This window comes from Mycolicibacterium sp. MU0050, from assembly GCF_963378085.1.
GTDB classification, from domain to species: Bacteria; Actinomycetota; Actinomycetes; order Mycobacteriales; family Mycobacteriaceae; genus Mycobacterium; species Mycobacterium wendilense.
Map to the genome: position 1 here is coordinate 2,343,933 of NZ_OY726395.1, position 26,239 is coordinate 2,370,171.

Genomic DNA, 26,239 nt, shown 5'->3' on the forward strand with positions numbered 1-26,239 from the left:
GCCTAATCACCCCTGACTTTCGCCGTTGACCCGTCGTTCGAGCTGAGTTTAGTCACTTCCCCAAACTGGCCTTGAGCTCCCGGCGCCGCCGATGCAGGATCGGCTCGGTGTAGCCGTTGGGCTGTTCGGCGCCGGCCAGGATCAGTTCCTCGGCGGCCTTGAACGCGATGCTGGAATCGAAGTCCGGGGCCAGCGGACGGTAGCTGGGATCGCCGGCGTTCTGCCGGTCGACCACCGGGGCCATCCGCTCCAGGCTGGCGCGCACCACCTCGGCGGTGATCACGCCGTGGCGCAGCCAGTTCGCCAGCAGCTGGCTCGAGATGCGCAGCGTCGCGCGGTCTTCCATCAGCGCGACGTCATGGATGTCGGGCACCTTCGAGCAGCCGACGCCCTGGTCGATCCAGCGCACCACGTAACCGAGGATCGACTGGCAGTTGTTGTCGACCTCCTCGTGGATCTCCTCGGGCGCCCACGTCAACGACGCCGGGTCGGCCAGCGGGATGGTCAACAGCTGCTCCAGGGTGGTGCGCGGCTGGCCGGCCAGTTCGGCCTGCACGGCGAACACGTCGACCTGGTGATAGTGCAGGGCGTGCAGGGTGGCGGCGGTCGGCGACGGGACCCAGGCGGTGCTGGCCCCGGCGCGCGGCTGCCCGATCTTCTGCTCCACCATGTCGGCCATCAGATCCGGCATGGCCCACATGCCCTTGCCGATCTGCGCCCGGCCGGACAGGCCGGCGGCCAGTCCCGCGTCGACGTTGGCGTTCTCGTAGGCCGCGATCCACGGCTGGCTCTTCATCGCGCCCTTGCGGACCATGGGGCCGGCCTCCAGCGAGGTGTGGATCTCGTCGCCGGTGCGGTCCAGGAAGCCGGTGTTGATGAACACCACGCGGTCGGCGGCGGCCTTGATGCACGCCTTGAGGTTGGCCGAGGTGCGGCGCTCCTCATCCATGATGCCGACCTTGAGGGTGCCGGCCGGCAGGCCCAGCACGTCCTCGACGCGGCCGAACAACTCGCAGGTGAACGCGACCTCGTCGGGGCCGTGCATCTTGGGCTTGACGATGTAGATCGACCCCGTGCGGCTGTTGGTCAACGGTCCGTTGGCCTCGGACTCCTTGAGTCCGTGGATGGCGATCAGACTGGTGAACAGGGCGTCCTGGATGCCCTCGAAGACCTCTTTTTCGGCGCCGTCGTCGGTGCCGGTGACGATGGCGTCGTTGGTCATCAGGTGCCCGACGTTGCGGACGAACAGCAGGCTGCGCCCCGGCAGGGTCAGCTCGCCACCGTCGCCCGTGGTGTAGGTGCGGTCGGCGTTGAGCACCCGGGTGAAGGACTTGCCGCCCTTGGCGACCTCCTCGGACAGGTCGCCGCGGTTCAGGCCGAGCCAGTTGCGGTAGCCGAGCACCTTGTCCTCGGCGTCGACCGCGGCCACCGAGTCCTCGAAGTCCATGATCGTGGTGACGGCCGACTCCAGGATGACGTCCTTGATGCCGGCCGTGTCGGTGGCCCCGACCGGGGAGTCGGGATCGATCGCGATCTCGATGTGCAGGCCGTGGTTGACCAGCAGCACCGCGGCGGGCTGCTCGGCGTCGCCGGTGTAGCCGGCGAACTGCTCGGTGCTCGCCAGCGCCACCGCATCGTCGTCACCGACGGCGACGCGCAGCGCACCGTCGACGACGGACAGTCCGGTGACGTCGGTCCACGACCCGGAGGTCAGCGGGGCCGCCTCGTCGAGGAAGTTGCGGGCGTAGGCGATCACCTTGTCGCCGCGGACCCGGTTGTAGCTGGTGCCCTTTTCGGCCCCGCCGTCCTCGCTGATGACGTCGGAACCGTAGAGCGCGTCGTACAGCGAGCCCCACCGCGCGTTGGCGGCGTTGATCGCGAACCGCGCGTTGAGCACCGGGACCACCAGCTGCGGGCCGGCCGTCGAGGCGATCTCCGGATCCACCCCGGAGGTGGTGATGGTGAAGTCCTCGGGCTCGGGCTGCAGGTAGCCGATCTCGGTGAGGAAGCTCTGGTAGGCCTCGGGGTCGTGCGGTTCGAGCACACGCTGCCGGTGCCACTTGTCGATCTGCGCCTGCAGCTCGTCGCGCCGCGCCAGGAGACTCTCGTTCTGCGGGGTCAGGTCGGCGACGACCTTGTCCACGCCCGCCCAGAAGGTATCGGGATCGATGTCGGTGCCCGGCAGCGCTTCGTTGTTGATGAAGTCGTGCAGCACCCGGGCCACTCGCAGGTTGCCCACGGTCACGCGCTCAGTCATTACTCCTCCTCGGCCGGCAATCCCATCCATCCTACCCATGGGTAACCTGCGCGTTTCCGGACGGCATCACCCAGTCGCAGGTCACAAACCCCACCGGGGGTCTGGTTACCCCACAGCACCGGAATTGCCACACGCCGCGCCAGCAACCCCCTCGGCGCCGGCCAGCAGCGCCCGGCACCGGTCGATCAGCTGTGCGCGCAGTGGCACGGCCCGGCGGCCGATCTCGGCCTGCAGCCGGACGTATTCGGCGCGCCCGGCGGGATCCTCGACGCGCAGCGGTTCCAGCCCGAAGCCGCGCAGGTCGTACGGGCTCGCGCGCATATCGAGTTCGCGGGCCTCGGCAGCCAGGTCCAGGCAGTCGAGCAGCAGCGCCGAATCCAGCAACGGCATCAGCTTGTAGGCCCACTTGTAGAGGTCCATGTTGGTGTGGACGCAGCCCGGCTGCTCCCGCTCCAGTTGGGTCGCGCGGGTCAACCGCGTCGCGTTCCTGGGTGCGGCCGGCGCCGTGAAGAACCGATAGGCGTCGTAGTGGCTGCAGCGCAGCGGCATGGCCTCGACGACGGCATCGGTGCCGTCCTGGCCGAGCCGCAGCGGCACCGCCGCGTGGCGCACGTCGTCGCTGCGGTACACCATCGCCCACTCGTGCAAACCGAAGCAGTTGAGCTGCGGTGTCCGCTCGGCCGTCGCGGACAACAACGCTTCGATGAAGCCGATGGTCTCGAGGCGGCCGGCCCGGTACTGCGAACCCACGGTCACCCCGGCCTCGGTGCGGACGTACCCCGTGCGGCCCGAGTACTCGCGGGCGCGCGGGCCGGCGAGCACCGTCCCGTAACCGGGGTGCCAACGCAGCAGCTGGCGCGGCCGCAGGCTGTAATAGGTGAACAGGAAATCCCAGACCGGGTGCGGTTGCCCGGCGCCGGAGTGCGCGGCCAGAAAGCTCTCCACCCGTCGCCGGTGCTCCTCGGCGCGCTCGGTCCAAACCCGCTCGGGCAGAACCACATTCGTTGCTGCGGTCACGGCGGGCCCTACACCCGGTGGGTCCCGTCGCGCACGGTGCCGACCAGATCCTCGACCAGGTCTTCGAGCGCGGCCATGGCTACCACGGCGCCGGCGGCGTCGGTGGCCAGCGCCAGATGGCTGTTGGTCCGGCGCAGCCGCGACAGCGCGTCGGGCAGCGGCAGAGACGCGGGGACCCGCGGCAGCGGCCGCACCACCGACGGGTCGACCACGGCGTCCGGATCGTCACCGAGGGCGAGGACGTCCTTGATGTGCAGGTAGCCGGTGAACGCGCCGGTGGCGTCGACGACCGGGAAGCGCGAATACCCGGTTTCGGCCAGCGCGCGCTCCACCTCGCCGACGGTGGGGCCGGCCCCCGGTGCGGCGACGGGCACCGCGCGGATCTTGTGCAGCGGGACGGCGACGTCGGCGACCACCCGGGTCCGGATCTGCAGCGCCCGGGTCAGACGTGTGTGCTCCTCAGGATCGAGCAGGCCCTCGGACACCGATTCGGCGATCATCTCCGCGAGTTCGACGGTGGAGACCGTCACGTCGAGTTCGTCCTTCGGCTGCACCCGGACCATCCGCAACGTCATGTTGGCGCACCAGTTGTAGAACGCGATGAACGGCCGCGCGGCCTTCATGTACACCAGATACGCCGGGATCAGCAGCATCGCCGTGGTTTCCGGCCCCGCGATGGCGATGTTCTTCGGGACCATCTCGCCGAGCAGCACGTGCAGCGTGACCACCAGGCCCAGCGCCACCACGAACGACACGGAGTGCAGCACCGCGTCGGGGATGCCGAGCAGGTCGAACGGGGTTTCCAGCAAATGCGCGATGGCCGGTTCGCCCACCCGACCGAGCAGGATCGAACACACCGTGATGCCCAGTTGTGCCCCGGCGAGCATGAGCGAGAGCTGTTCGCCGGCCCGGATCACCGTGACGGCGCGCTTCTTGCCCTGCTCGACGAGCGCCTCGAGGCGGTCCCGGCGCGCGGAGATCAACGCGAACTCCGAACCGACGAAGAACGCGTTGGCCGCCAGCAGGATCACCGTCAGCACCACCCCGAACAGATCGCCGCCCATCAGTGGGCCCTCCCGTCGGTGGATTCGTCGGCCCGGCGGCCGATCTCGGTGAGCGCGAGCTGATCGATGCGGCGGCCGTCCATGGCCACCACGGTGGCCAGCCAGCGCACCGGGTCCTCGTACCCGCCGTCGGGGTCGAAGGCGTGCAACTCGACGCTCTCGCCGTTCTCCGGGATGTGCCCCAGCTCGTCGAGCACCAGCCCGCCGATGGTCTCGTAATCCCCTTCGGGGGCGCGGAAACCGGTGGCGGCGGCCACCTCGTCGATGCGCAGCAGGCCCGAGACGTACCAGCCGCGGCCGGCCTGTACGACGTCGGGGGTGGCGTCGTCGTGCTCGTCGCGGACGTCGCCGACGATCTCCTCGATCATGTCCTCGACGGTGACCATGCCGGCGGTACCGCCGTATTCGTCGACCACCAGGGCGGTCTGCATGCCGTTGGCGCGCACCTGGGTCATGACGGCGTCGCCGTCGAGCGTGGACGGCACCACCGCGACCGGCTGCGCCAGGGTCGCCAGCCGCGTGTGCGCCCGCTTGGCCGGCGGTATCTCGAAGACCTGCTTGACGTGCACGATGCCGACGGTCTCGTCCAGGTCGCCCTCGACGATGGGGAAGCGGGAGAAGCCGGTCTCGGTGGCCGCGGCCACCAGGTCGGCCACCGTCTGGTCGGCCTGCAGCGCCTCGATCTTCGAGCGCGGGGTCATGAGCTCCTCGGCGCTGCGCTCACCGAAGCGCAGCGATCGGTCCACCAGCGTGGCCGTGACCGGGTCCAGCGCGCCGTGGCGCGCGGAGGTGCGCACCAGCGAGACCAGCTCCTGCGGGGAGCGGGCCGACCGCAACTCCTCGGCGGGCTCGATGCCCATTCGGCGCAGAATCCAGTTCGCGGTGCCGTTGGTGGCTTTGATGACCGGGGTGAACAGCGTCGAGAACAGGATCTGCGGCCCCGCGCTGGCCCGCGCGGTGGGCACCGGCAGCGCCACCGCGAGGTTCTTCGGCACCAATTCGCCGTAGACCATCGACAGTGAGGTGGCGATCAGCAACGCCAGCGCCAGGGCGACGCCGCCGGCCACGCCGGCCGGCAGCCCCAGGGCGTCCAACAGCGGGCGCAGCAGTCGCGCGACCACCGGCTCGGCCAGGTAGCCGGTGGCCAGGGTGGTGATCGAGATGCCGAGCTGGGCCCCGGAAAGCTGGAAGGACAGCGTGCGATGGGCCTGCTGGACGAACTTGTCGCGGCGGTCGCCGGTACGCGCATTGGCATCGACGGTGCTGCGTTCCAGCGCGGTCAGGGAGAACTCGGCCGCGACGAACAACGCGGTCCCGGCCGTCAGGACCAGGATCGCCAGCACGCTCAACGCGGTCAGCCAGCCGTTCATGAGGCGGCCTCGAGACGGACGCCGGGCCAAGTGCCCGGCCGACTAGAGGAAGGTTCTTCGGGTTCGGCGACGGCGGACGAAGGCCGCGCTACCTGGAGGTCCCGCCCGGTGGGGGCGGCCTCGACGGGTGCCTGCGGCACGTGGTCCCTTTCACTGCTCGACGATCGCGCCCCGGATCGGTCGCGCGCGAACACACATCCTAGCGGCAGATCCCGACCCCGTGAGAAGACCCTGGGAAAAGCGCCTGGGTAACCGCAAAGGCAAGCCTTAGCTACGTGGTAGATTCCCGACGATTATCCAATACAAAAGTTCCCTACCGATTTGGCAGGTTGAGTAAGTATGGCGATTTCGATCTCGAAGATGGCGACGGGTTTCGCCGCGGCGGCGGCGATGGTCGCCATGAGCGCCTGCGGGTCGGGCACCCAATCTGAACCGGAAGCCCCCGACACCCCCGGCGCCGGGGCCGACGACCAGAAGGTGGTCGTCTATTCGGGGCGCAGCGAGGACCTGGTGGCGCCGCTGTTCGAGCAGTTCACCAGCGATACCGGCATCGAGGTCGAGGTGCGCTACGCCGGCTCGGGCGAGTTGGCCGCGCAGTTGCTCACCGAAGGCGATCAGTCCCCGGCCGACGTGTTCTTCTCCCAGGACGCCGGCGCGCTGGGTGCGGTCGCCAACGCGGGCCTGTTCGCCCCGATCGAGGCCGACACGCTCGCCGCGGTGCCCGAGCAGTACTCCGCGGCCGACGGCACCTGGGTGGGGGTGTCCGGGCGGGCCCGCGTCATCGTCTACAACCCCACCGTCGCGCCGAACCCGCCGGACACCATCGACGGGCTGCTGGCACCGGAGTGGAAGGGCAAGATCGGCTTCGCCCCCAGCAACGCGTCCTGGCAGTCGTTCGTCACCGCCCTGCGCGTCCTGCGCGGCGAGGACGGCGCCGCGGAATGGCTGCGGGCGTTCAAGGCCCAGGAGCCGATTCCGTACGAGGGCAACGGCGCGGTCCGAAACGCCGTGGATTCCGGTCAGGTCGCGCTCGGCCTGGTCAACCACTACTACCTGTACGAACTCATCGACAGCAAGGGCGCCGAGAACGTCGTCGCCCAGAACAAGTTCATGGCCCCCGGCGACCCCGGCGGCCTGGTGAACGTCGCCGGCGTCGGCGTGCTGAAGTCCGCGCCGAATCCGGAGGCCGCCCAGCAGTTCGCGGCGTATCTGGTGGGGGAGTCCGCGCAGAAGTTCTTCGCGACCGAGACCGCCGAGTATCCGCTGATCGAAGGGGTCGAGCCCGGCGCCGAGATGCCGCCGCTGGCCGAGTTGAATCCGCCGGCGGTGGATCTCTCCTCCCTCGATGACCTCGAAGCCACCCAGCAGCTGCTGGTGGAGACCGGTCTGCTGACAAACTGACCGAGCTACGCAGCGACTCGGTGGGCACCGAGTCGAGGAACCGACCGCCGGCGGCGCTCCTGCTGGCCGCCACCCTGGTGGTGGCGGGCACGTTCATCCCGCTGTTCTACCTGGGGGAGCGCGCGCTGGATCGCGGGTGGGCCTTCGTCGTCGACGAACTGGTCCAACAGCGCACCGCCGATCTGGTCGCCCGCTCGCTGCTGTTGGTGGTGGTGGTCACCGCGGCCTGCGTGGTGCTCGGCGTCGGTCTGGCGGTGCTGGTGACGCGCACCGACGTGCGCGGCCGCCGGGTCTTGGGGGTGGCGCTCACGCTGCCGCTGGCGATGCCGAGTTATCTGCTGGCGTTCCTGTGGGTCTCGCTGTTCCCGGGCATCGGCGGGCTGTGGGGATCGGCGCTGGTGTTGACCTTGGTCAGCTATCCGCTGGTGTTCCTGACCACGCTGGCGGCCCTGGCGGGGGTGGATCCCGCCCAGGAGGAGGTGGCCCGCTCGCTGGGCCACAACGGCGTCTCGGTGCTGTTCCGGGTGACGTTGCGCCAAGCCCGCGCGGCCATCTCCGCGGGCGCCCTGCTGGTGGCGCTGTATGTCCTCAGCGACTTCGGGGCCGTCGCGGCGATGCGCTACGAGGCCTTCACGTGGGTGATCTACGGGGCCTACCGGTCCGGGTTCAACCCCGCGCGCGCCGCGGTGCTCTCGCTGCTGCTGCTGGTGTTCGCGCTGGTCCTGGTGATAGCCGAGCGCTGGACCCGCGGCCACGCCGCCGCGCGCGTCGGTTCGGGCACCCCGCGGCCGGCGCCGGTGATCCGGTTGGGCCGCTGGCAGACCCTGGCGATGACCCCGGCGCTGGCGGTGCTGATCGCGGCGCTGGCGGTCCCGCTGTACGCGCTCTCGCAGTGGCTGACCGCCGGCGGGCTGCGCTGGGACGGCCCGGTGTGGCTGGATGCCCTGGGCGCGACGGTCTGGCTGTCCCTGGCGGCGGCGGTGGTCACCACGGCGGCGGCGCTGCCGCTCGGGGTCCTGGCCGCCCGCTACCGCACGCCCGCCGCCCGCGCGCTGGAGAGCGCGAGCTACCTCGCGCACGGCCTGCCCGGCATCGTCATCGCCATCGCGATGGTGTCGGTCGGGGTGCTGCTGCTGCGCCCGATCTATCAGCAGGCGCCGCTGCTGATCCTGGCCTATGCGGTGCTGTTCATCCCGCTGGCGGTGGGCTCGGTGCGCTCGGCCGTAGAGTCGACACCGCTGCGCTCCGAAGAGGTGGCCCGCTCGTTGGGCCGGTCGCCGCTGCGCGCGTTCGCCACCGTGACCGCCCACGGCGCGGCGCCCGGCATCGCCGCCGGAGCCGCGCTGGTCTTGTTGACGTGTATGAAAGAGCTGCCCGTGACGTTGTTACTGCACCCGACGGGGACCCAGACCCTGGCCACCCGGCTGTGGGCGCACAGCTTTGTCAGCGACTACTCCGGGGCCGCCCCGTACGCGGTGGCGCTGGTGATCTTCGCCGCGATCCCGACGGCCCTGCTCGGTCTGTGGACCACTCGCCCCGCGCAGGTCGGCAATGGCTGAGCCCGGCGCCGACGTACTGGTGTCCGGGGTCACCAAAACCTTTGGGACACACCGGGTACTGGGCGGGATCGACCTGGAGGTGCCCGCCGGGACGACGACGGCGGTGCTGGGGCCCTCGGGCTGCGGGAAGACCACCTTGCTGCGGATCCTGGCCGGCTTCGACGAGCCGGACGCCGGGACCGTGCACATCGGCGGGCAGGCGGTGACCGGTGCGGGCAGGTCGCTGCCGGCGCATCGGCGGCGGGTGGGTCTGATGCCGCAGGAGGGTGCGCTGTTTCCGCACCGCAGCGTCGCGGGCAACGTCGCGTTCGGGATGGCGTCGGCCAATCGCAGCGAAACGGCGGCCACGGTGCGGCATTGGCTCGACCTGGTGGGCCTGACCGGCCTCGCCGACGCGCGGCCCCACCAGCTTTCCGGCGGGCAGCAGCAACGCGTGGCGTTGGCCCGGGCGTTGGCGGCCCGGCCGCGGGTGCTGCTGCTCGACGAACCGTTCGCCGCGCTGGACGCCGGGCTGCGGGTGCGCGTGCGCGAGGAGATCGTCGGGATCCTGCGCGAGTCGAAGACCACCGCGATCCTGGTCACCCACGATCAGGGCGAGGCGCTGTCGCTGGCCGACACCGTGGCGGTGGTGCTGACCGGGACGGTCGCCCAGCACGCCGGTTCGGCCGACGTGTACCACCGGCCCGCCACGCTCGAGGTGGCCCGATTCGTCGGCGACACCGTGGAATTGGCCGGCGACGTGCGTTCCGGGGTGGCGCACACCGCCCTCGGTGCGCATCCGGTCCGGGTGCCGGCGGCCGACGGACCCGCGGTGGTGGTGCTCCGACCCGAGCAGCTACGCATCGACGCCGAGGAGGGGGCCGCCGGACTGGTCACCGCGCGGCGCTTCTACGGCTCCCAGGTGGCGCTGCACGTGCAACTGGCCGGCGGGGCCGCGGTGGTCCTGCACGAGCCGCCCGAGGTGGCGCTGCAAACGGGCGACGCCCTGCACGTGCGCGTCGGCGGGTCGGTGTTGGCCTACCCGTCACCACCCGGTGGGCAGGGGATGGCCCTCGGCGAATCCGGCGGCTGACTGGACGCCCAGGACCACCTTCTCGTGCAACTCGGCCAGGTTCGACGCGCCGACGTAGGTGCACGTACTGCGGAGGCCGGAGGTGATGTGGTCCAGCAGGTCCTCGACGCCGCCGCGCTCGGGATCCAGCGCCATCCGCGAGGTCGAGATGCCCTCTTCGAACAGCGCCTTGCGGGCCCGGTCGAACGCGCTGTCGCCGGCGGTGCGGGCGGCCACCGCCCGCTTGGAGGCCATCCCGTAGCTCTCCTTGTACGGGCGGTCCTCGCGGTCGTGCATCAGGTCGCCCGGGGATTCGAAGGTGCCCGCGAACCAGGAGCCGATCATGACGTTGGACGCGCCGGCCGCCAGGGCCAACGCGACGTCGCGCGGGTGGCGCACTCCACCGTCGGCCCAGACGTGGGCGCCGAGTTCCTTTGCCGCCATGGCACATTCGTGCACCGCGGAGAACTGGGGGCGTCCGACGCCGGTCATCATCCGGGTGGTGCACATGGCGCCGGGGCCCACGCCGACCTTGACGATCGAGGCGCCGGCGTTGACCAGGTCGCGCACGCCGTCGGCGGAGACCACGTTGCCCGCGGCCAGCGGCAGCCCCAGATCCAGGGACGCCACCGTCTTGATGGCGTCGAGCATCTTGACCTGATGGCCGTGGGCGGTGTCGATCACCAACACGTCCACCCCGGCCTCGGCCAGGGCCCGCGCCTTGGCGCCGACATCGCCGTTGATGCCCACGGCACCGGCGATCCGGAGACGGCCGCGGGCGTCGACGGCCGGGCTGTAGATGCCGGTCCGGATGGCGCCGGTGCGGGTCAGCACGCCGGCCAGGGTGCCGTCGGCCTCGGTGAGCACCGCGACGTCGATCGGCGCGTGCTCGAGCAACTCGAACACCTCGCGGGGTTCGGTGCCGGCGGGCGCGCTGACGAAGTCGGTGGCGGCGATGTCGCGCACCCGCGCGAAACGGTCGACGCCGACGCAGGCGGCCTCGGTCACGATGCCGATGGGCCGGTTCTCGAACACCACTACCGCCGCGCCGTGCGCGCGCTTGTGGATGAGCGCGGTGGCATCCGAGACCGAATCCTCGGGGCTCAGGATCACCGGGGTGTCGGCGATCAGGTCCCGGGTCTTGACGAAGTCGACGGTCTGCTGCACCGCGTCCATCGGCAGATCCTGCGGTAGCACCACGATGCCGCCGCGGCGCGCGACGGTCTCGGCCATCCGGCGGCCGGCCACCGCCGTCATGTTCGCCACCACGACCGGGATGGTGGTGCCCGTGCCGTCGCTGGTCGACAGGTCCACGTCGAAGCGCGAGGTGATGTCGCTGCGGTTGGGGACGACGAAGACGTCGTCGTAGGTCAGGTCGTAAGGCGGCTGGTGTCCGTTGAGAAACTGCACGTCACCGAGTGTAGTGGCGTGCTCGCGGGGTGCTCAGGCCTCGACTTCGCTGTGGTCGCCGCTCCAGAGGGTGTGGAACCGCTTGTCGCGGTCGGCGTCGATGCGGCCGTAGGTGTGCGCGCCGAACAGGTCGCGCAGGCCCTGGGTCAACGCGGCCGGCAGTCGCTCGGTGCGCAGTCCGTCGTAGTAGGACAGTGCGGAGCTGAAGCCGGGGATCGGGATACCCAGCGTGGTGGCGGTGCCCACGACGCGCCGCCAGCTGTCCACCGACTCCTCGATGGCGCTGCGGAAGTACGGCGCGGCGATCAGCGTCGGCAGGTTCGGCTCGGCGTCGAAGGCGTCCTTGATGCGGTTGAGGAACTTCGCCCGGATGATGCAGCCGCCGCGCCAGATGGTGGCCAGATCGCCGGGGGTGATGTTCCAGCCGTACTCGGCGCTGCCGGCCTGGATTTGATTGAAGCCCTGCGCGTAGGCGATGATCTTGGAGGCATAGAGTGCGCGGCGGACATCCTCGGTGAATTGCTGTGCGTCATTGGGCTTTTCGCCGAGGTCGCCGGCGGCCAGGCCGGTGGTGGCCTGACGCTGGGCCACCGAGCCGGACAGGGCGCGGGCGAATACCGCCTCGGCGATCCCGGTGACCGGCACCCCGAGGTCGAGCGCGGACTTCACCGTCCAGCGTCCGGTGCCCTTCTGCTCGGCCTCGTCGAGGATCACGTCGACCAGTGGTTGCCCGGTCTTGGCGTCGATCTGCTTGAGCACCTCGGCGGTGATCTCGACCAGGAAGCTGTCGAGGTCCCCGGAGTTCCACTCGGTGAACACGTCGGCGATCTGCGGGGCGCTCATGCCCAGGCCGTCGCGCAGCAGCTGATAGGCCTCGCCGATGAGCTGCATGTCGGAGTATTCGATGCCGTTGTGCACCATTTTGACGAAGTGCCCGGCGCCGTCGGGGCCGATGTGCGTGCAGCACGGCACCCCGTCGACATGCGCGGAGATCTCCTCGAGCAGTGGGCCCAGCGACTTGTAGGACTCGGCCGGGCCGCCGGGCATGATCGAGGGCCCGTTGAGTGCGCCCTCCTCGCCGCCGGAGATGCCGGCGCCCACGAAGTGCAGGCCGCGCTCGGCCATCGCCTTCTCGCGCCGGATGGTGTCGGTGTAGAGCGCGTTGCCGCCGTCGATGATGATGTCGCCTTCCTCCATCGCATCGGCGAGCTCGTTGATCACGGCGTCGGTGGCGTCGCCGGCCTTGACCATGATCAGCACCCGCCGCGGCCGCTCGAGGGCGGCGAGGAACTCGGGGATGGTCTCGCTGCGGACGAACTTGCCCTCCGAGCCGTGCTCGGCCAACAGCGCGTCGGTCTTGGCGACCGACCGGTTGTGCAGCGCCACCGTGTAGCCGTGCCGGGCGAAGTTGCGCGCGATGTTCGAACCCATGACCGCGAGGCCGGTGACCCCGATCTGCGCGGTGCCGGTGGTGGACTTCGGGTCGGGGGCGGTCATGGAGCACCTTTCAATTGTGTTGTCACGCAAGCGGTGTTGATAACAGATGTGAGCGCTAGCCGGTGAGCAGTCGCCGCAACTCCGTCAACCAGGGCACGGCGACGGCGATGGTGGGCACCACCAGCAGGGCCGCCGCGGTCACGTAGGCGGCGACGGCCAGGGCGACGCTGTTGGGTTGGCCGGCAAGTCGACGCACCCGGAGCAGGGTAGTAGGTCCGCTGGCGGACATGGCGCCCGCGGGCGTGTGACCGCCCGCGCAGGCCACCAGGGCGCGGCCCAGGGGAGCGGGCCCGGCGGCCCGGACGGCGGCGTCGTCGGCGAGCAGTTCGATCAGCAGGCGCACGGCATCCAGCGCGCTACCGCTGCGGACGAAGCGGGGGAAGGCGGCATGCACCGCGGTGAACGCCTCGAGGACCAGGTCGTGGCGCGCCCGCAGGTGCGCCTGCTCGTGGGCGAGGATCGCGGTGACTTCCGGATCGTCGAGTTGATTGAGCGTGCCCTCGGACACCACCACCCGACTGCGCACGCCCGGCAGGCAGTAGGCCAGGGGCTGATCGACGTCGAGGACGCGCAACTCGCCGGAACGGGTGCGCGCCTGGGCGGCGCGCGATTCATGGTTCACGCCAAGCAGATCCACCAGCATCCGATGGTGTGCGCGACGGCGCCGGGTGGCGATGGCCACGCCGATGATCGAGACCATCAAACGCGCGCCCACCAGCAGGGTCACGGCGAACGCGGCGACGTAGAGCAGCCACAGCGGCCAGCCGAGGCGGTCGATTTCCGCGGTGATCGAACGCACGGGGCGGCCGTCGGGGCCCACCTCGAGTAGTCGGCTGGCGATCGCGATGCCGGCGCTGAAGGTGGACAGCACCGCGGCGATGGCGATCGCCTGCCACAGCACCACCGCGGCCCGCGGTGCCCGCAACGGCCACTGCGCCCGTGCCAGCACGGCCGGCACTGGACCGACCAGCAGCACAGCAAGGAGGGCGAAGGCCAGCGCGGACACGCTGACAGTGTCTCTCAGTTCGCGGCGGTTTCGCCAGCGGGCCCTGTCAGGCCGTGTTTCGCCTCCAACTCGGCCAGCGCGCGTCGCAACGCGTCGGCTTCTTCGGAACCGACCCGCTCCACGAAGTGCACCAGCGCCGCGCGGCGGCTGCCGCTGTCGGAGGCCTGATCCAGCGCGTCGACCATGAGCCCGGCCACCAGTTCGTCGCGCCCGTGGGCGGGGGCGTAGCGATGGGCGCGGTCGTCGCGGTGTTGGACCACCAGATGCTTCTTGGCCAACCGCTGCAGCACCGTCATCACGGTGGTGTAGGCCAGATCCCGATTCTCGCGCAGCGCCTCGTGCACCTGGCGCACCGTCTGGGGCTCGGGCGCGGACCACAGTCGGTCCATGACCGCCTGCTCCAGTTCCCCTAGCCGCGCAGTCTTTCCCATGATCCGTTCATCTCTGTCAGCGATGTCGATAGCGTACCCGCGTTTACTACCCAGCGTCGTACGTAGGTCTGCGTGGACGTCGGCGACCGCGCTTGCCGTCGTCGTTCTCATCCGTGTTTACCGCTCGATCCAGGCAATACCGTCACCTCTGCTGCTTCTCCCGGCCGGGTGTGAGAGCCGTCACAAGGTTCCCACCGCGAACCCGGCGTGCTTTTATGGTTAGGCTTACCTAACCATACGAAGGAGGTGCTGTGACTGCTGTAGTCGAGGATCCGTTGATCGCGGGGATGGCGATTCGACACTTGCTGCCGCTGCATGAGTCCAGCCGCCGGCTCCGGAACCTTTACCCGGAATGCCCGCGCGTGTACGGCGTCGCCGTGATGGGGGATGTGTCCAAGCGGCGGTGGTGGCCGCTGGCGTCGGCGCTGAGCGGTGAGCGACTCGATCTGATGTTCCACGCGGCCGCCATGGAGATGGACAGCCGCACCACCGCCGCGCAGCAGTTGGCAGCCACCTTGGCGCACGCCGTGATCGGCCGGGTGGTCGCGCTCGTGGTGTTGGAGGGGCGCGCCTGGGACACCGGTCTGGAGAACCTGTGGGTCCACGTCGACTCCGAGGGGGCCATCGACTGGCTCGGGGTGGTGGACCCGACCCTGCGGATATTGCCCGACGACCCCTGTGCGGCCAGTTCGTGCGGCGGCTCGGTCGAGGGGGTGGTGGAACTGCCCAGCGAGGCGGCGCTGGCCACCTGGATCGCCCACCGGTGCCACCGGACGTTGGCGCCGCTGTTCGCCCGCCTGCATCACGTCAGCGGTGGGGCGGTCAGCGTGGCCGCCATGTGGCACACGGTCGGCACCGCGATCGTGGTTGCCGCCACGCAGGTGCCGCACCTGGCCGGCTCCAGCGAGGTGATCGGAATGCGCCGCGGCCAAGCCGTTCTCGACGCGCTGGTCGGGTTCGGCCTGCCGGTGCGCGGCCGGACCACCCTGCGTGGGGTGCCGGCGGCGCAGAGCCGGCACTTCTTGATCGAAACCCGCGAGGACGGCCTTGCGAAATTAGGGCAGCCTTGCCTATCCTGATGGGCATGACGAACCACCGGACCGCGCCGGAGTCCTGAGGGCTGCAGAGACCCCCGGTCCATCGAAGGCGAGCCCCGTGCCATTGGCACGGGGCTCGCCGCATTTCCCGGCCGCGCTGGTGTAGACAAGAACAGTGCAACAAACACCCGCGGGGTTCCCGGACGGATTCGGGGCGCCCTTCGACAACGAACTGGGCCTGGTCTTCACCGACGTCACGCCCGACGGCATCACCGCGCAACTCGAGGTCAAGCCGACCCTGCTGCAGCCCATGGGCATCGTGCACGGCGGGGTGTACTGCGCGATCGTGGAGTCCGTCGCGAGCACCTCGGCGTTCGTCTGGTTGGCCGAACACGGCGGCGGCAACGTCGTCGGCGTCAACAACAACACCGACTTCCTGCGGGCGATCTCGGCGGGCACGGTGTACGCTGAGTCCGAGCCGCTGCACCGCGGGCGGCGTCAGCAGCTGTGGATCGTGACCATCCGCGACGAGAAGGATCGGGTGGTCGCGCGCGGTCAGGTGCGGCTGCAGAACCTCGACGCCTGAGCGCAATTGGCGTCCCCGGCGCCGCGAGTGCTGCCGGATGGACGTCGCCGTGGCAGGATCGCTGCTTATGCGCCTGACACCGCATGAGACGGACCGCCTACTGCTGTCGTACGCCGCCGAACTCGCGCGGCGCCGGCAGGCCCGCGGCTGCAAGCTCAATCATCCGGAGGCGGTGGCGATCATCACCGACCATCTCCTCGAGGGTGCCCGCGACGGCCGCACGGTCGCGGAGTTGATGGTCAGCGGCGCCGCGGTGCTCACCCGCGACGACGTGATGGAGGGCATCCCGGAGATGCTGCACGACGTGCAGGTGGAGGCCACCTTCCCGGACGGCACCAAGTTGGTGACCGTGCACCACCCGATCGCGTGAGCGACCGCATACTGCCCGGGCAGATCCTGCTGGGGGTGGGCGACATCGAGATCAACGCGGGTGCCCAACGCATCGAACTGGAGATTGTCAACACCGGTGACCGGCCCGTGCAGGTCGGCAGCCATGTGCATCTGCCGCAGGCCAATTCGGCGCTGTCGTTCGACCGGGCGGCGGCCCGCGGTTACCGCTTCGACATCGCCGCGGGCACCGCGGTGCGCTTCGAGCCAGGAGTGGCGCGGCGGGTGCCGCTCGTGGCGCTGCGCGGCACGCGCGAGGTGCACGGCCTGAGCCTCGACCCACCAGGAAGGCTGGCCGACCGATGACCGCACTGTCCCGGCAGCGTTATGCCGACCTGTTCGGCCCCACGGTCGGTGACCGCATCCGGCTGGCCGACACCGACCTGCTGATCGAGATCACCGAGGACCGCAGCGGCGGCCCCGGGCTGGCCGGCGACGAAGCCGTCTTCGGCGGCGGCAAGGTGCTGCGCGAGTCGATGGGGCAGGGCCGGGCCACCCGGGCCGACGGCGCCCCCGACACCGTGATCACCGGCGCGGTGATCCTGGATCACTGGGGAATCATCAAGGCCGACATCGGCATCCGGGCGGGCCGGATCGTCGCCATCGGCAAGGCCGGCAACCCCGACATCATGTCCGGGGTCCATCCCGACCTGGTGGTCGGCCCGTCGACCGAGATCATCGCCGGTAACGGCCGCATCCTCACCGCGGGGGCCATCGACTGCCACGTGCACCTCATCTGTCCGCAGATCATGGACGAGGCCCTCGGCGGCGGCATCACCACGCTCATCGGCGGCGGCACCGGACCCGCCGAGGGCAGCAAGGCCACCACGGTCACGCCGGGCGCCTGGCATCTGGCCCGCATGCTGGAGTCGCTGGACTCCTGGCCGTGCAACGTCGTGCTGCTGGGCAAGGGCAACACCGTCAGTGCCGAGGCCATGTGGGAGCAATTGCGCGGCGGTGCGGCCGGATTCAAGCTGCACGAGGACTGGGGAACCACCCCGGCGGCCATCGACGCGTGCCTGTCGGTCTGCGACGCGGCGGGAGTCCAGGCGGCCATCCACACCGACACCCTCAACGAGATGGGCTTCGTCGAGGACACGCTGGCGGCCATCAAGGGCCGATCGATCCACGCGTACCACACCGAGGGTGCCGGCGGCGGACATGCCCCGGACATCATCACGGTGGCCGCGGAACCGTATGTGCTGCCGAGTTCGACCAACCCCACCCGGCCGCACACCGTCAACACCCTCGACGAACACCTCGACATGCTGATGGTGTGCCACCACCTCAAGCCCAGCGTGGCCGAGGATCTGGCGTTCGCGGAGAGCCGGATCCGGCCCTCGACCATCGCCGCCGAGGATCTGCTGCACGACCTGGGCGCGATCTCGATGATCGGCAGCGACGCCCAGGCGATGGGCCGCATCGGCGAGGTGGTGCTGCGGACCTGGCAGACCGCGCACGTGATGAAGCGGCGCCGCGGCGCGCTGCCCGGGGATCCGTCCGGCGCCGCCGGCAACGACAACCACCGCGCCCGCCGGTACGTCGCCAAGTACACTATCTGTCCGGCCGTCGCCCACGGGCTCGACGAACACATCGGGTCGGTGGAGGTGGGCAAGCTCGCCGACCTGGTGCTCTGGGAGCCCGCGTTCTTCGGGGTGCGGCCGCACGCGGTGCTCAAGGGCGGCATGATCGCCTGGGCCGCGATGGGGGACGCCAACGCGTCGATCCCCACGCCGCAACCGGTGCTGCCCCGGCCGATGTTCGGTGCCGCCCCCGCGGCGGCGGCGGCGACCTCGCTGCATTTCGTTGCGCCGCAGGCGATCGACGCCGGACTGGCCGATCGCATCGACGTCCGGCGTCGGCTGGTCGCCGTCAAGGATGTCCGCCGTGTCGGCAAGGCCGATCTGCCCAACAACGACGCGATGCCGCGCATCGAGGTGGAACCGGACACCTTCACCGTGCGGATCGACGGCGAGGTCTGGCAGGAGCAGCCGGCCGCCGAGTTGCCCATGGCGCAGCGGTACTTCCTGTTCTAGCCATGACCCAACTCACCACGCTGCTGACCCTCGCCGATTCCCGGCTGCCGACGGGAGGGCATGTGCACTCCGGGGGCATCGAGGAGGCGATCGCCAGCGGCCTGGTGGCCGACCTCGCCACGCTGGCCGCCTTCCTGCGCCGCCGGATCCGAACCCACGGCCTGGTCACGGCCTCGCTGGCGGTGGCGACCCAGACCGGCGCGCTGGACACCGCCGCGGCCGACGCCGAAACCGACGCCCGTACCCCGGCCCCGGCCGCCCGCGCGGCCTCCCGCAGCCAGGGCCGGGGCCTGCTGCGGCTGGCCCGCCGGGTCTGGCCGGTACAGCCGTGGTCGGCGCTGGGCCGCGAGCCCCATCTGGCGGTGGTGTCCGGAATCGTCGGGCGCAGCACGGATCTGCGCCCACTGCACACCGCGTTGGCGCTGACCTACACCACCATGACGGGGTCGGCCACGGCCGCGCAGCGCCTGCTCGCGCTGGACCCCGCCGACGTCGCGGCGCTCACCTTCGAATTGGCCGAACTGTGCGAGCAGACCGCCGAGGAGGCCACCGCCGGCCTGGCCGACCTCTCCGACCCGCTCCTGGACGTGTTGGCGCAGCGCCACGCGCGGCGGGACCGGCCGCTGTTCGCCTCGTGAATCTCCGCCCCCAGTAAGGAATCCCATGCCACCACACCTGCTCGACGGTAAACCGCACGTCCACCGCGAGCGCCCGCGGCGGGTCCGCCGCCCGGGCGAGCCGCTCCGGGTGGGTGTCGGCGGGCCCGTGGGTTCGGGAAAGACGGCGTTGGTCGCCGCGCTGTGCCGGCAGTTGCGCGACCAACTCTCGGTGGCCGTGCTGACCAACGACATCTACACCACCGAGGACGCCGACTTCCTGCGCCGGCACGCGGTGTTGCCCGACGACCGGATTGCGGCCGTGCAGACCGGCGGGTGTCCGCACACCGCCATCCGTGACGACATCACCGCGAACCTCGATGCCATCGAGGACCTGATCGCCGCGCACCGGCACCTCGATCTGATCCTGGTCGAGTCGGGCGGTGACAATCTGACCGCCACGTTCTCCGCCGGGCTGGTGGACGTCCAGATCTTCGTCGTCGACGTGGCCGGCGGCGACAAGGTGCCCCGCAAGGGCGGGCCCGGCGTGACCTTCTCGGATCTGTTGGTGGTCAACAAGACCGACCTGGCGCCGCTGGTGGGCGCCGACCTCGAGGTGATGCGTCGCGACGCCGGCGCGGTCCGTCAGGGCCGACCGACCGTGTTGATCAGCCTGACCGAGGATCCGGCGGCCACCCAGGTGCTGGGCTGGGTACGCGAGCAGTTGAGCAATCCGGTGCCCGCGCCCTGATGGATTCCCGGATCCTGGTGGTCGCCCAGCGGGATCGACTGCCGCACATAGAGTCTTGCGGTGGCCTGGTCGGGCGCCGCACCGGCGCGCACACCGTGCACCTGGTCTCGTCGGCCGCCACGCCGCTGGGCGGGGACCGGATCACGGTGCGGGTCGTCGTCGAACCCGGCGCGCTACTGCGACTGCGCAGTGTCGCGGCGGCCATCGCGCTGCCCGGTCCGGCGACACCGGTGTCGCATGCGGAGATGGTGCTGGAGGCCGGCGGCGATCTCGACGTGGATCTGGAACCGACGGTGGTGGCCGGCTCCGCCGAGCACCACGCGACGCTCGCGGCCTGCGTCGGCGACACCGGTTGTCTGCGGGTGCGCGAACGCGTCCAGATCGGCAGATCCGCAGAGCGCCACGGCCTGTGGAGCTCGACGGTGCGCGCCGACGCCGCGGGCCGCCCGCTGCTGCGCCACCGGGTGGAGCTCGGCGCGGGCACCGTGGGCGACGACGTGCTGGCCGCCCCGCGGGCGGCGATCAGCGAGCTGAGCTATCCGGTCGGGCCCCGCCATCTGATCGACGGCGGTACCGTGCTGGAACTCGCCGGTGGGGGAGCGCTGACCACCTGGCAGGGGGACGTGCTGCCGGCCCCGCCTCCGAAATCCGGTTAGCTGGCTGCCTTTTCGCCTTCGACGGCGGCCGCGATCTCCTCGAGCTGTTCGAGGCGGGTGCGTGCGAAGGCCTGCTGCTCGGTGATGGTCAGCTGACCGCGCTGCCGGGCCAGGAAGGTGGTGGCCCAGGACAGCAGGGTCGCGATTTTGGTCTTGAACCCCACCAGGTAGATCAGGTGCAGGAACAACCACGCCAGCCACGCGATGTAGCCGCCGAATTCCAGCTTGCCGATCTTGGCCACCGCCGAGTGCTTCGACACCGTGGCCATCGACCCCTTGTCGAAGTAGCTGAACGGTTCGCGGGTGGCCGGGTCGGCCCCGCCGAGTTCGGCCTTGATGATGTTCGCGGCGTACTTGCCACCCTGGATCGCACCCTGCGCCTGACCCGGCACCCCGTCGACGGCCATCATGTCGCCGACGACGAAAACGTTCGGGTGACCCGGAATGCTCAGGTCCGGCAACACTTTCACCCGGCCGGCGCGGTCGAGTTCGACCCCGGACTGCTTGGCCAGGTCCCGGCCCAGCGGGCTCGCCGAGACCCCGGCGGACCACACCTTGCAGGCGGCTTCGATGCGCTTGGTCGAGCCGTCCTGGTACTTGACCACCAGGCCGTTGCGGTCGACGTCGGTCACCATCGCGTTGAGCTGTACCTCGACGCCCATCTTCTCGAGGCGGTTCTGGGCCTTCTTGCCCAACTTCGGCCCCATCGGCGGCAGCAGTTGGCCGGCGCCCTCGACGAGGATCACGTGCGCCTCGGTCGGGTCGATGTGCCGGAACGCGCCGCGCAGTGTGTCGTCGGCCAGTTCGGCGATCTGCCCGGCCATCTCGACCCCGGTCGGGCCGCCGCCGACCACCACGAAGGTCAGCAGCTTCGAGCGGCGGACCGGGTCACTGGACCGTTCGGCTTGCTCGAAGGCGCCCAGGATGCGGCCCCGCAGTTCCAGCGCGTCGTCGATGGTCTTCATCCCCGGGGCCCACTCGGCGAAATGATCGTTGCCAAAGTAGGACTGGCCCGCGCCGGCGGCCACGATCAGCGAGTCGTAGGGCGTGCGATAGGTGTGGCCCAGCAGCACTGAGTCGACGGTCTGGTGCTCCAGGTCGATGTGGGTGACCTCGCCGAGCAACACCTGCGCGTTGCGCTGCTTGCGCAGGATGAGGCGGGTCGGCGGGGCGATCTCGCCTTCCGAGATGATGCCCGTGGCCACCTGATACAGCAACGGCTGGAACAGGTGATGGGTGGTCTTGGCGATCAGCTTGACGTCGACATCGGCGCGCTTGAGCTTCTTGGCGGCGGTCAAACCACCGAAACCTGATCCGATGATGACGACCTTATGCCGATCGGAGGGCGTTGCTCCGGGATGGCTCACAATTGGCTCCTCGACAAGGGACACATCGGTACTACCCCTTCACCGTAGTCGTCTCCCTTGACGCCGGAACTCCGGCGTCAAGGATATTTGGGCTCGCGCGTGACCATGCGGGGTCAGCCCGCCAGCACCTGTTTGAGTGCCTGACCGACGTCGGCGACGACACCGGGGGTGTAGAACGGCAGGTTGAAGATGACGCCGTCGACGCCGGCGTCGAGGACCTTCGTCTTGATCTGCTCGGCGATGGCCCCCGGGCTGCCGATGGCGGTGTTGCCCCGGATGGCCTCGGGCAACGAGTCGGGAGTGCCCTTCTCGTCGACGATCACCGTGACCAGCGCACTGGTTTCCAGCGTCGCCGGGTCCCGATCGATCTCCTCGCACCGCCGGCGCACCACGTCGATCTTGTGGGCCAGCTCGTCGAATGACGCGATGATGTTGAGGTGGTCGAAGTGCTTGGCCGCCAAGGGGATGGTCTTCTTCTCGCCGCTGCCGCCGATCATCAGCGGAATGTGGTCGCGATACCGGGGGTTGGCCAGCGCCTCGACGGTCTTGTAGTACTTGCCGTCGACGGTGGGGCGCTCGCCGGCCAGCATCGGCAGGATGATCTGCAGGGCCTCCCCGAGTTTGTCGAAACGCTCGGTGAAGGTGCCGAACTCGAATCCGAGCTGCTCGTGTTCGAGTTCGAACCACCCGGTGCCGATGCCCAGCACCGCGCGGCCGGCGCTGATCACGTCGAGCGTGGTGATGGCCTTGGCGAGCAGCGTCGGGTTGCGATAGGTGTTGCCGGTGACCAGGGTGCCCAGCTGGACAGTCTCGGTCGCGGTGGCCAGCGCGCCCAGCGCCGTGTACGCCTCGAGCATCGGTTGATCCGGCGAGCCGAGCATGGGCAGCTGGTAGAAGTGGTCCATCAGGAACACGGCGTCGAAGCCCGCCTCGTCGGCCTCACGGGCCTGCGCAATGACCTTCGGGAACAGCTGTTCGACGCCGGCGTCGTCGGAGAACTTCGGGATCTGGTAGCCGAGTTTGATCGTCACGCTTCGACCCTACTCAGGCCGCGGCGGGCTTTCCGGGTGAAAGCGGCCCCGGTCAGCCGAAGTGCGCCGGAACGCCGCTGCTGACGTGCAGGGTCTGCCCGGTGACGTGCCGCGCCGAGGACGACGTCAGGAACAGGGCCAGCCGCGCGATCTCGCCGGCCACCGAGGGGGAGACCGTCGACAGGCCCTCGTAGCCCGGTTCGGCGCCGCGTCCGGTCGCGACGACGTTGACGGTGATGCCGCGGGTGCCCCATTGAACGGCCTGCCCGGCGGTCCAGTCGGCCAGCGCGGCCTTGACGGCGGAGGCGGCGCTGCCCTCACGGGGGGATTCCGGGACGACGTTGACGATCGCACCGCCGGAGCGCAGGTGGTCGCCGATGGTCTGCAGCGTCAGCACCGGGGCCAGCACGGTGGCATCCAGCGCGTGGTGCCAGGCCGCGGCGTGTTCGCCGGCGGTGAAGGTGCGCGGGTCGCCGGTCGTGTGCCGGGGCGCGGGGATGTTGACGATGGTGTCGAGATGATGCGGGAACGACGTGCGGGCCTCGGCCAGGCTGGCCGGGTCGGTCGGGTCGCAGACGATGGAGTTGACCTCGAGCTCCTTGGCTGCGATCTCCAACTCGTCGCGGCGGGCGCCGGAGATGACCACGTTGTGGCCGGCGTCGCGGAACTCTTCGGCGACTGCGCGACCCAGCTCGGTATCTCCGCCGGTAACCAGCACCTCCATCGCCATGACCTCTCCTGTCGTGTTCACCGTTGAACCCCAGCAGCGCCATCCGCTAGTCGATCGTGGCACACCGGGCGACCGGTGCCTGGGATTACCGCGCGTGACGGCGTCGACCGCCAGCTATGTTACTGGACAGTAGCTAGGTGGGGAAACTCGACGCGGGCACGAACAAGACACAATCCGGGCAACCCCGGCGCGAGCTGGGGTTCTCCAGGTCTCCCACGCTGGGCCGAGAGCGCACGAATCGGGGCGCGGACCGGGACCGCGCGGGGTGCGCCATCGCGAAAAAGAGCGACGAATAGTAAGCAAGTCGCACTTGCGTCACGGCCGTAACACGGTAGGTTCGTCGCCATGAGTGAGCCGGACCTCAATTCGAAGCCGCGTAAGGGTTTGCGGGCGTCGCTGGCGGTTGCCGCGGCCTCCGGCCTGGGCGCCGTCACGCTGATGCTGCCGGGTGCCCTGGCCAACGCCGACCCGGTCCCGCCGCCGCCTCCGGCGCCGGGAACCGAGGCGCCCGCTGCACCGCCGGCGGACCCGAACGCGCCGCCGCCACCGCCGGCGGATCCGAACGTGCCGCCGCCACCGCCGGCGGATCCGAACGTGCCGCCGGCACCCCCGGCGGACCCGAACGCGCCGCCGGCACCCCCGGCGGACCCGAACGCGCCGCCGGCACCCCCGGCGGATCCGAACGCGCCGGCCGCGGACCCCGATGCGCCAGCGGCCCCCGAGCCCGGCCGGGTGGAGAACGCCGCCGGCGGGTTCAGTTACGTCGTGCCGCAGGGCTGGGTCGTCGGTGATGCAAGCCGGCTCAACTACGGGCAGGCGCTGCTGACCAAGGAGGCCCCGCCGGTCGCCCCGGGCGAGACGCCGCCGCCGGCCACCGACACCAGCATCCTGCTGGGCCGGCTGGACCTGAAGCTGTTCGCCGGCGCCGAGCCGGACAACGAGAAGGCCGCCGTGCGGTTGGCGTCCGACATGGGCGAGTTCTTCATGCCGTTCGCCGGCACCCGGCTCAACCAGCAGACCACCCCGCTGGACGCCGGCGGCATGCTCGGCTCCGCGTCGTCGTACGAGGTGAAGTTCACCGACACCAGCAAGCCCAACGGTCAGATCTGGGCCGGCGTGGTCGGCGATGCGGCGCCCAACGCGCCTCGCGGTCAGCGCAACGAGCGCTGGTTCGTCGTCTGGCTGGGGACCTCCAACGACCCGGTCGACGCCGAAGCCGCCACGGCCTTGGCCAATTCGATCCGGCCGTGGACCCCGCCGGCGGCCCCGGCCGCAGCGCCGGCCGACCCCAACGCACCGGCGCCGCCTGCGGATCCGAATGCACCGCCGCCGCCCGCGGACCCGAACGCGCCCGCCCCCGTGCCGGGGCGTAGCGAGGTCGGCGTCCCGGTCCCGGTGGAGACCCCGGTGCCCGAGATGATGCCGCCGGCCTGACGGCACGGCACGACCGAAACCCCGATCCCGCCACCGGCAGGGTCGGGGTTTCGGCTTTGGTGCCCCAATGCCGACCCATTCGTTACCCGGGCCAGGTATATCTGAGCAAAGATCCCGCTTCCGCAGGATCTTCAGATGACAACGAGGGAGAACCCTGATGGACACAGCACTCGTTACCAACCTGGCCTCGGGAGCCGTCGACATCCTGGCCCGCTCGACGACGCTGACGAGCGTGGGTTGGATCGGCTACATCATCATCGGAGCGATCGCCGGCTGGATCGCGGGCAAGATCGTCAAGGGCAGCGGTTCGGGCATCCTGATGAACATCGTGGTCGGCGTCGTCGGGGCGCTCATCGGCGGCTTCCTGCTCAGCTTCTTCCTCGACACCGCCAGCGGCGGTTGGTGGTTCACGCTGTTCACCGCGATCCTGGGCGCGGTGATCCTGCTCTGGGTACTCGGCAAGGTCCGCAAGGCCTAGCGGTGCGGCACAGCTAACCGCGGCGTCAGTCGATCGGCGCCCCGTCGAGCCGCCGCACCACCTCGGTGAGCGGCCGACGGGGCGTCGCCGGCAGCGGGTCGGCGTTCAGGGGTGCCCAACCGACGCGCAGCAGCATCTGTGGCACGCAGTCGCGATCCAACACGGTGTTGCGCACCAGATCCCGGGTGGTGGGCAGTTCCAACGGCTCGGTGATCGGACAACTCGACAGGCCCAGTGCCGTCGCGGTCAGCAACACCAGGGCGGTGGCCTCGCCGGCCCGCAGGATCGATACCGGGTCGTCGCCGGCCGTCCCCAGTGCCAGCACCACCCCGGCGTCCAGATCCGGTGCCGCTCCGGCCGGTTGGGCCAGCGCGGGCGAGGCGAACACTCGCCCCGGCACCGGCGCGTGCGGCGCCGTCGTCGGCGTGTTGCGCGCGGGGACGCCGGCCAACGCGCCGTAGCGTCCGCTCCACATCGACAGCTCCGCGACGTAGTCGACGTCGCGGGCGTGCTCGTGCACCGCGTCGACGACGATCGCGGCCAATCGCGCCGGCGACTCGACCCGGCGCAGCATGACGCCGCTGCGCGCCGCGCGCGACGCCATCAGCGCAACATCACCGGCCGGCACCGGCCACGAGCCGTACACCCGGCGATCGGTGCGCCGGCGCGGGATGGCCGCCGCCAGCGCGATGTCCTGCTGACTGCCGCCCGGCCCACAGATCTCCACGCTCGCCAGATGATCGGGTTCGTCCGGGTTGGGCAGCCGGTGCACGTGCGTCTGCCAGCCGAGCGCCGCGAGCGCGACTGTGAAGTGCTGCAGGGCGGCCCCGCAGCTGAGGATCAGGTCGCGCCGGGCCGGGTCCGTGTGCGGCAGATGACGTTCGGGATCGGCATAGAGGTGCACCGTGCCGTCACCGATCCGCCAGGCCCACGGCTGGGTGTTGTGGATCGAAGGCGCCCGGATGGCCAACGCGAGCGCAGCCAGGACGGTGGCCTGGTCCGGGAGCTGGTTTTCCATGGCTTCAGCCTGGCACCGCCGGGAGCGGCCCGCCACCGCGCGATGGTCCCCGATCGCGGGACATTGGTC

The 26,239-nt window shown here is 70.4% G+C and carries 25 protein-coding genes; 13 read left to right on the forward strand and 12 right to left on the reverse strand.

What is annotated here, in order from left to right; genetic code table 11:
* Positions 1 to 52: 52 nt before the first annotated feature.
* The 4 genes from R2K23_RS10960 to R2K23_RS10975 form a co-directional block, all read right to left on the reverse strand.
* Entirely contained in the window at positions 53 to 2,257 is a 2,205-nt protein-coding gene (locus R2K23_RS10960; protein WP_316516624.1) for a malate synthase G, read from the reverse strand.
* Positions 2,258 to 2,362: 105 nt separating this feature from the next.
* Positions 2,363 to 3,274, reverse strand: coding sequence for a 3-methyladenine DNA glycosylase (locus R2K23_RS10965; protein WP_316516625.1), 912 nt, complete (start codon positions 3,272 to 3,274; stop codon positions 2,363 to 2,365).
* A gap of 8 nt (positions 3,275 to 3,282) precedes the next feature.
* Positions 3,283 to 4,338, reverse strand: a complete 1,056-nt coding sequence (locus R2K23_RS10970) for a hemolysin family protein (RefSeq protein WP_316516626.1) — start codon at positions 4,336 to 4,338, stop codon at positions 3,283 to 3,285.
* Positions 4,338 to 5,708, reverse strand: coding sequence for a hemolysin family protein (locus R2K23_RS10975; protein WP_316516628.1), 1,371 nt, complete (start codon positions 5,706 to 5,708; stop codon positions 4,338 to 4,340). Before R2K23_RS10975 ends, R2K23_RS10970 begins: the two co-directional genes overlap by 1 nt.
* A 339-nt stretch (positions 5,709 to 6,047) precedes the next feature.
* Here R2K23_RS10975 and R2K23_RS10980 point away from each other — a divergent pair, with 339 nt between their 5' ends.
* The 3 genes from R2K23_RS10980 to R2K23_RS10990 are packed head-to-tail and all read left to right on the forward strand — an operon-like array spanning position 6,048 to position 9,740.
* Positions 6,048 to 7,109 (forward strand): iron ABC transporter substrate-binding protein, encoded by a 1,062-nt coding sequence (locus R2K23_RS10980; RefSeq protein ID WP_316516629.1) that lies wholly within the window; start codon positions 6,048 to 6,050, stop codon positions 7,107 to 7,109.
* 20 nt (positions 7,110 to 7,129) lie between these two features.
* Positions 7,130 to 8,668 carry an ABC transporter permease gene (locus R2K23_RS10985; RefSeq protein WP_316516630.1) on the forward strand — a complete coding sequence of 513 codons (1,539 nt, stop codon included), beginning with the start codon at positions 7,130 to 7,132 and terminating at the stop codon, positions 8,666 to 8,668.
* The gene (locus R2K23_RS10990; protein WP_316516631.1) at positions 8,661 to 9,740 is read left to right on the forward strand and encodes an ABC transporter ATP-binding protein; all 1,080 of its coding nucleotides are present in this window, start codon (positions 8,661 to 8,663) and stop codon (positions 9,738 to 9,740) included. Before R2K23_RS10985 ends, R2K23_RS10990 begins: the two co-directional genes overlap by 8 nt.
* Here R2K23_RS10990 and R2K23_RS10995 read toward each other — a convergent pair.
* Genes R2K23_RS10995 through R2K23_RS11010 form a run of 4 tightly spaced genes read right to left on the reverse strand, consistent with a single transcriptional unit; the run spans position 9,693 to position 14,063 of the window.
* On the reverse strand, positions 9,693 to 11,129 hold the full coding sequence (locus tag R2K23_RS10995; protein ID WP_316516633.1) for a GuaB1 family IMP dehydrogenase-related protein: 1,437 nt from the start codon (positions 11,127 to 11,129) through the stop codon (positions 9,693 to 9,695). The genes R2K23_RS10990 and R2K23_RS10995 overlap by 48 nt on opposite strands.
* A 33-nt stretch (positions 11,130 to 11,162) precedes the next feature.
* On the reverse strand, positions 11,163 to 12,626 hold the full coding sequence (gene gndA / locus R2K23_RS11000; protein ID WP_316516635.1) for an NADP-dependent phosphogluconate dehydrogenase: 1,464 nt from the start codon (positions 12,624 to 12,626) through the stop codon (positions 11,163 to 11,165).
* 55 nt (positions 12,627 to 12,681) lie between these two features.
* Positions 12,682 to 13,632: a M56 family metallopeptidase gene (locus R2K23_RS11005; protein ID WP_316516637.1), complete on the reverse strand. Its 951-nt coding sequence runs from the start codon at positions 13,630 to 13,632 to the stop codon at positions 12,682 to 12,684.
* Between the two features lie 14 nt (positions 13,633 to 13,646).
* A complete protein-coding gene (locus R2K23_RS11010) occupies positions 13,647 to 14,063 on the reverse strand; it encodes a BlaI/MecI/CopY family transcriptional regulator (protein WP_316516639.1) in 417 nt (138 codons plus the stop codon).
* Positions 14,064 to 14,314: 251 nt separating this feature from the next.
* On the opposite strand from R2K23_RS11010, the gene R2K23_RS11015 reads away from it, so the two are divergent.
* The 8 genes from R2K23_RS11015 to R2K23_RS11050 all read left to right on the forward strand — a co-directional run bounded on the left by R2K23_RS11015 (position 14,315) and on the right by R2K23_RS11050 (position 20,112).
* Positions 14,315 to 15,142 (forward strand): iron reductase, encoded by an 828-nt coding sequence (locus R2K23_RS11015; protein WP_316516641.1) that lies wholly within the window; start codon positions 14,315 to 14,317, stop codon positions 15,140 to 15,142.
* Positions 15,143 to 15,275: 133 nt separating this feature from the next.
* On the forward strand, positions 15,276 to 15,686 hold the full coding sequence (locus R2K23_RS11020) for a PaaI family thioesterase (RefSeq protein WP_316516642.1): 411 nt from the start codon (positions 15,276 to 15,278) through the stop codon (positions 15,684 to 15,686).
* Between the two features lie 67 nt (positions 15,687 to 15,753).
* Positions 15,754 to 16,056 (forward strand): urease subunit gamma, encoded by a 303-nt coding sequence (locus R2K23_RS11025; protein ID WP_316516643.1) that lies wholly within the window; start codon positions 15,754 to 15,756, stop codon positions 16,054 to 16,056.
* An 8-nt stretch (positions 16,057 to 16,064) separates the two neighbouring features.
* On the forward strand, positions 16,065 to 16,379 hold the full coding sequence (locus R2K23_RS11030; protein ID WP_316517208.1) for an urease subunit beta: 315 nt from the start codon (positions 16,065 to 16,067) through the stop codon (positions 16,377 to 16,379).
* Positions 16,376 to 18,109 (forward strand): urease subunit alpha, encoded by a 1,734-nt coding sequence (locus tag R2K23_RS11035; protein WP_316516645.1) that lies wholly within the window; start codon positions 16,376 to 16,378, stop codon positions 18,107 to 18,109. The genes R2K23_RS11030 and R2K23_RS11035 overlap by 4 nt, the downstream gene beginning before the upstream one ends.
* 2 nt (positions 18,110 to 18,111) lie before the next feature.
* A complete protein-coding gene (locus R2K23_RS11040; protein ID WP_316516646.1) occupies positions 18,112 to 18,747 on the forward strand; it encodes an urease accessory protein UreF in 636 nt (211 codons plus the stop codon).
* 25 nt (positions 18,748 to 18,772) lie between these two features.
* Positions 18,773 to 19,456, forward strand: coding sequence for an urease accessory protein UreG (gene ureG / locus R2K23_RS11045; RefSeq protein WP_316516647.1), 684 nt, complete (start codon positions 18,773 to 18,775; stop codon positions 19,454 to 19,456).
* A complete protein-coding gene (locus R2K23_RS11050) occupies positions 19,456 to 20,112 on the forward strand; it encodes an urease accessory protein UreD (protein ID WP_316516648.1) in 657 nt (218 codons plus the stop codon). The genes ureG and R2K23_RS11050 overlap by 1 nt, the downstream gene beginning before the upstream one ends.
* On the opposite strand, the gene R2K23_RS11055 is transcribed toward R2K23_RS11050, so the two are convergent.
* The 3 genes from R2K23_RS11055 to R2K23_RS11065 all read right to left on the reverse strand — a co-directional run bounded on the left by R2K23_RS11055 (position 20,109) and on the right by R2K23_RS11065 (position 23,240).
* Positions 20,109 to 21,479 carry an NAD(P)/FAD-dependent oxidoreductase gene (locus tag R2K23_RS11055; protein WP_316516649.1) on the reverse strand — a complete coding sequence of 457 codons (1,371 nt, stop codon included), beginning with the start codon at positions 21,477 to 21,479 and terminating at the stop codon, positions 20,109 to 20,111. The genes R2K23_RS11050 and R2K23_RS11055 overlap by 4 nt on opposite strands.
* A gap of 113 nt (positions 21,480 to 21,592) precedes the next feature.
* Positions 21,593 to 22,510 (reverse strand): LLM class F420-dependent oxidoreductase, encoded by a 918-nt coding sequence (locus tag R2K23_RS11060; protein WP_316516651.1) that lies wholly within the window; start codon positions 22,508 to 22,510, stop codon positions 21,593 to 21,595.
* Positions 22,511 to 22,562: 52 nt separating this feature from the next.
* Entirely contained in the window at positions 22,563 to 23,240 is a 678-nt protein-coding gene (locus R2K23_RS11065; protein ID WP_316517210.1) for an SDR family oxidoreductase, read from the reverse strand.
* Positions 23,241 to 23,585: 345 nt separating this feature from the next.
* Here R2K23_RS11065 and R2K23_RS11070 point away from each other — a divergent pair, with 345 nt between their 5' ends.
* Together R2K23_RS11070 and R2K23_RS11075 are read left to right on the forward strand one after the other, a co-directional pair.
* Entirely contained in the window at positions 23,586 to 24,674 is a 1,089-nt protein-coding gene (locus R2K23_RS11070; RefSeq protein ID WP_316516653.1) for an APA family fibronectin-binding glycoprotein, read from the forward strand.
* Between the two features lie 157 nt (positions 24,675 to 24,831).
* The gene (locus R2K23_RS11075) at positions 24,832 to 25,152 is read left to right on the forward strand and encodes a GlsB/YeaQ/YmgE family stress response membrane protein (protein WP_316516655.1); all 321 of its coding nucleotides are present in this window, start codon (positions 24,832 to 24,834) and stop codon (positions 25,150 to 25,152) included.
* A 25-nt stretch (positions 25,153 to 25,177) separates the two neighbouring features.
* Here R2K23_RS11075 and R2K23_RS11080 read toward each other — a convergent pair whose 3' ends face one another.
* Positions 25,178 to 26,170, reverse strand: coding sequence for an Acg family FMN-binding oxidoreductase (locus R2K23_RS11080; RefSeq protein ID WP_316516657.1), 993 nt, complete (start codon positions 26,168 to 26,170; stop codon positions 25,178 to 25,180).
* Positions 26,171 to 26,239: the final 69 nt, after the last annotated feature.

Excerpts from the sequence above, each read along its gene's own strand:
- R2K23_RS11065 (WP_316517210.1), bottom strand. The coding sequence starts at position 23,240 with ATGGCGATGGAGGTGCTGGTTACCGGCGGAGATACCGAGCTGGGTCGC.
- R2K23_RS11075 (WP_316516655.1), top strand. The coding sequence starts at position 24,832 with ATGGACACAGCACTCGTTACCAACCTGGCCTCGGGAGCCGTCGACATC.
- R2K23_RS11040 (WP_316516646.1), top strand. The coding sequence starts at position 18,112 with ATGACCCAACTCACCACGCTGCTGACCCTCGCCGATTCCCGGCTGCCG.
- R2K23_RS10975 (WP_316516628.1), bottom strand. The coding sequence starts at position 5,708 with ATGAACGGCTGGCTGACCGCGTTGAGCGTGCTGGCGATCCTGGTCCTG.
- R2K23_RS10970 (WP_316516626.1), bottom strand. The coding sequence starts at position 4,338 with ATGGGCGGCGATCTGTTCGGGGTGGTGCTGACGGTGATCCTGCTGGCG.
- R2K23_RS11070 (WP_316516653.1), top strand. The coding sequence starts at position 23,586 with ATGAGTGAGCCGGACCTCAATTCGAAGCCGCGTAAGGGTTTGCGGGCG.
- R2K23_RS10990 (WP_316516631.1), top strand. The coding sequence starts at position 8,661 with ATGGCTGAGCCCGGCGCCGACGTACTGGTGTCCGGGGTCACCAAAACC.
- R2K23_RS11010 (WP_316516639.1), bottom strand. The coding sequence starts at position 14,063 with ATGGGAAAGACTGCGCGGCTAGGGGAACTGGAGCAGGCGGTCATGGAC.
- R2K23_RS10980 (WP_316516629.1), top strand. The coding sequence starts at position 6,048 with ATGGCGATTTCGATCTCGAAGATGGCGACGGGTTTCGCCGCGGCGGCG.
- R2K23_RS11050 (WP_316516648.1), top strand. The coding sequence starts at position 19,456 with ATGGATTCCCGGATCCTGGTGGTCGCCCAGCGGGATCGACTGCCGCAC.
- R2K23_RS11035 (WP_316516645.1), top strand. The coding sequence starts at position 16,376 with ATGACCGCACTGTCCCGGCAGCGTTATGCCGACCTGTTCGGCCCCACG.
- R2K23_RS11080 (WP_316516657.1), bottom strand. The coding sequence starts at position 26,170 with ATGGAAAACCAGCTCCCGGACCAGGCCACCGTCCTGGCTGCGCTCGCG.
- R2K23_RS11025 (WP_316516643.1), top strand. The coding sequence starts at position 15,754 with ATGCGCCTGACACCGCATGAGACGGACCGCCTACTGCTGTCGTACGCC.
- gndA (WP_316516635.1), bottom strand. The coding sequence starts at position 12,626 with ATGACCGCCCCCGACCCGAAGTCCACCACCGGCACCGCGCAGATCGGG.
- ureG (WP_316516647.1), top strand. The coding sequence starts at position 18,773 with ATGCCACCACACCTGCTCGACGGTAAACCGCACGTCCACCGCGAGCGC.
- R2K23_RS10960 (WP_316516624.1), bottom strand. The coding sequence starts at position 2,257 with ATGACTGAGCGCGTGACCGTGGGCAACCTGCGAGTGGCCCGGGTGCTG.